Annotated in this window: 2 protein-coding genes and 1 pseudogene; all 3 read left to right on the top strand. The window is 59.1% G+C overall.

What is annotated here, in order from left to right:
* Window positions 1-245 precede the first annotated feature (245 nt).
* Window positions 246-1,405 (top strand): annotated as a pseudogene (locus E0L29_RS11765) (ATP-binding protein).
* 264 nt (window positions 1,406-1,669) lie between these two features.
* On the top strand, window positions 1,670-1,858 hold the full coding sequence (locus E0L29_RS11340) for a 4Fe-4S binding protein (RefSeq protein WP_131359188.1): 189 nt from the start codon (window positions 1,670-1,672) through the stop codon (window positions 1,856-1,858).
* A 305-nt stretch (window positions 1,859-2,163) separates the two neighbouring features.
* Window positions 2,164-3,465 carry a lysine 2,3-aminomutase gene (locus tag E0L29_RS11335; RefSeq protein ID WP_131359185.1) on the top strand — a complete coding sequence of 434 codons (1,302 nt, stop codon included), beginning with the start codon at window positions 2,164-2,166 and terminating at the stop codon, window positions 3,463-3,465.
* Window positions 3,466-3,682 lie beyond the last annotated feature (217 nt).

Genomic DNA, 3,682 nt, shown 5'->3' with positions numbered 1-3,682 from the left:
TCCGAACAGAGTAGTTAAGCCCTGGAGAGCCGATGGTACTGCTTTACTGCGGGAGAGTAGGTCGTCGCCGAGTTTTTCATCACGAAAAGCCCGTCCTTATCAGGATGGGCTTTTCGCGTTTCTACTCTTACCTCCTCCCTCTTCACCCCCCGCTTGCGGCTTATCCGCGTGTGCTCCGTCCTGCGCTCCTTCTCAGTACTCCAAGCTTCCTGACAATCAGGTGCCGTGGTTCCAGATCTGCAAGGATGATCCATCGCATAGTAACTGAACGCCTGCTGGTGGCGCTCGGGGCGTATCCTGCCGTGGCGCTGCTCGGCCCGCGCATGGTTGGCAAGACGACGCTTGCATTCGAAATCGGCAAGGGCTCTGACGTCCTCTACCTCGATCTCGAGTCGGAGCAGGACCGTAGAAGGCTCGCCAATCCCGAACTCTATCTTTCAGGCCATCTCGACCGCCTCGTCATCCTAGACGAGGTCCGCCGCATGCCGGGACTGTTCCCTGTGCTGCGGGGCCTTATCGACAGGAGCCGGCGAAGCGGGCAGTATCTCCTGCTCGGACCGGCTTCCATGGACCTGCTCAAACAGGGCGGCGAGTCGCTTGCAGGCAGGATCTCCTATATCGAACTCGCGCCCTTCAGTGTTCAGGAAGCCGCCGACTCAGGAGTGGACGAACTCTGGTCGAGGGGCGGGTTCCCCGACAGCCTCCTGGCGTCGAGTGAGTCAGCGAGCCTCCGCTGGCGGCAGGATTTCATCCGCACTTACCTCGACGCGAGATCCCCCAGTTCGGGCCTCGCATCGCCGTCGAGACGCTGCGCCGGCTCTGGACGATGCTGGCCTGGAACCAGGGCGGGCTGCTCAACATGTCGAAGCAGGCGGGAAGCCTCGGCATCGACGTCAAGACGGTCGGCAGCTACATCGACCTCTTGGTCGACCTTCTGCTCGTGCGTCGCCTGGAGCCCTGGCACGACAATATCGGCAAGCAGCTGGTGAGGAGCCCGAAGGTGTTCATCCGCGACAGCGGGCTCGCGCACTGCCTCCTCGGCATCACCGGCAGGGACGCGCTGCTCTCCCACCCGGCGGTCGGGCAGAGCTGGGAGTGCTTCGTCATGGAAAACCTTCTCGACAGCGCTCCTCGTGACGTCCGGGGCTGTTTCTACAGGACCGGCGGGGGTGCGGAAATCGACCTCCTGTTCGTATGGCCGGACGGAAGGCGGTGGGCAATCGAAGTGAAGCGGAGCATGACGCCGAAGCTCGAGCGGGAATTCCATTCCGCACGTGCCGACCTGCTGCCCGACCGCTCGTTCGTCGTCTATCCCGGTGCCGTGCGCTACCGGATTACGGAGGAGGTCGAGGCCGTATCTCTTCCTGAGCTCGCTCTGGATCTGCAGCGTGCCGGCGAGGTATGATCCTGCCCGAGCCGCTTAGTTCCCTGCATTCTGCAATGGGCCACCATTGCGGGAACGCATAGGCTACAGTCGTAAACCATGCGATGCCAAGGATGCGATTCAGCTGCTAATCCGCACGCAGTTGGGCTATTGGGCCACTCTCGCATTGTTGCGCGCTTTTTACCGGCCTCGGTTATCATATGGCGGAACTATTGCTATATTGTGTTGCAACTACCGTTAATTTAATGTGTTGCATTTTCTTTAACCTATCCCAGGACTGTTCTCATGGCACACAAAATCAACGACAGCTGCATCATGTGCGGCGCCTGCGAGCCCGAATGCCCCGTACAGGCCATATCGGCCGGGGACGATTCTTATGTTATCGATGCAACCAAATGCGTCGACTGCGTCGGTTTCAATGACGAACCCGCCTGCGTTGCGGTTTGTCCCAGCGACAGTATCGAAAAAGCCTGAGTTTGTCACGTCCGGTTCCGGACCCGTGTGTCCGGGGCCGGCTTCGGTTTGGTATATCGCTTAAGGATGCGTAGACTGTAAAAGGGCCGGATTTCTGCCCATAGCCAGCGAGGCCGTGTACAGCGCGGTTCTCTTTTCTGTACCGGTTATCCGTCCCTCCCTTTTTAGGGCCCTTCCTCCGTAGTTCCCTGCCAGTCAGGCAGGTGTTGTTAGTGCCGGCCACATGCCCGTCCCCATCAGCATGGCTCCCTGCAGCCGGATCGAGGCGGGGTAGCCTATGCACCTTGAGAGAACGGAGTAGAGTGATGACCAGTTACCGATCATATACCGCAGCCAACATCCACGAACTTCCCCAGTACGACAGCATCCCCGAAGAGCAGATCCGGGCCATCAGGACCGTTGCCCGTGTCTACCCGTTCAGGGTCAACAGTCATGTCGCCGAACATCTCATCGACTGGTCGAATATTCCCGATGACCCTCTTTTCCGGCTGAGTTTCCCTCAGGCCGAGATGCTCTCTGAAGATGACTACGGCACACTCTCCGCTCTTCTGACGCAAGGCGCTCCCGCCGAAGCGGTCAGTGCTGCTGTCCGTGAAATTCAGTTCCGCCAGAACCCCAATCCTGCAGGGCAGAAGGAGCTCAACACCCCAAGCCTCGATGGGGAACCTCTGCACGGGATGCAGCACAAGTACCGTGAAAGTGTCCTCTTCTTTCCGCTCGAGGCACAGGTCTGCCATGCCTACTGCACCTACTGCTTCCGCTGGCCGCAGTTCTCCGGCCTTGAAAACCTCCGTTTCCAGGACGATAGCGTCACGCGGCTGGTTGGCTACCTGCGCCTTCATCCTGAAGTCAGGGACGTAATCTTTACTGGTGGCGATCCGATGGTCATGCCCAGCGAAACCCTCGCGAGCTATATCCGCCCCCTGTTGCAGGTGCCGACACTGAAGACCATCCGGATCGGGACAAAAGCACTCAGCTGGTGGCCGCTCCGATTCGTCGCAGAACCCGATAACGATGCCCTCCTGGCCTTATTCGAAGAGATCGTCGGGAGTGGCCGTCAGCTGGCGTTGATGGCACACATCAGTCACCCGCGCGAGCTCGAGAATCCATTGGCGGAGACTGCCGTGCGGCGTATCCGATCCACTGGCGCCGTAATCCGCAGCCAGTCGCCGGTTGTGCGTCACATCAACGACGATGCCGGCACCTGGGAGGCAATGTGGCAAAAGCAGCTGCAGCTCGGCATCATCCCTTACTACATGTTCCTTGAGCGCGATACGGGGCCGAAGGAGTATTTTGCGGTGCCGCTCGTCGAGGCGCTCGGGATTTTCAACAGGGCCTATCGTCGGATGTCCGGCCTGGGGCGGACCGTGCGCGGGCCTTCGATGTCCTGTTCGCCGGGCAAGGTGGCCGTGGACGGGATCGCAGAGGTTGGCGGGCAAAAGGTGTTCGTGCTCAAGTTTATACAGGGGCGGAATTCCGATTGGGTTGGGCGAGTCTTCTTTGCCCGATATGACGCGGATGCCACCTGGATCGACGATTTGGTCCCGGCATTTGGCGATGAGCCGTTCTTTTTCGAGGCGGAACTCCGGCGTCTTTCCGGGAGTTGAGCGCTTGTGCAGAAGCGGAGCCGGAAACTTTTTTACAGAAAAGATGAAAAAGGATTTGGAGGATAAGGGTCGGGGTGGTACATTAGGATTCTTCGCTTGAGAACAGAAGTTCAGCGGCGGGGGAGACGCCTCGAAAGAGGCATGTTATTTGACGATTGTGAGATTGAGAGAAGCCGCGAAAGGATGCTCATCATCGCCTGTTTTTGTATGAAACGGG

Source organism: Chlorobium sp. N1 (genome assembly GCF_004332115.1).
Taxonomy (GTDB): domain Bacteria; phylum Bacteroidota; class Chlorobiia; order Chlorobiales; family Chlorobiaceae; genus Chlorobium.
Note: the sequence above shows the minus strand (reverse complement) of the source record. Positions and strands in the feature narration are given on the sequence as shown.

Excerpts from the sequence above, each read along its gene's own strand:
- E0L29_RS11335 (WP_131359185.1), top strand. The coding sequence starts at position 2,164 with ATGACCAGTTACCGATCATATACCGCAGCCAACATCCACGAACTTCCC.
- E0L29_RS11340 (WP_131359188.1), top strand. The coding sequence starts at position 1,670 with ATGGCACACAAAATCAACGACAGCTGCATCATGTGCGGCGCCTGCGAG.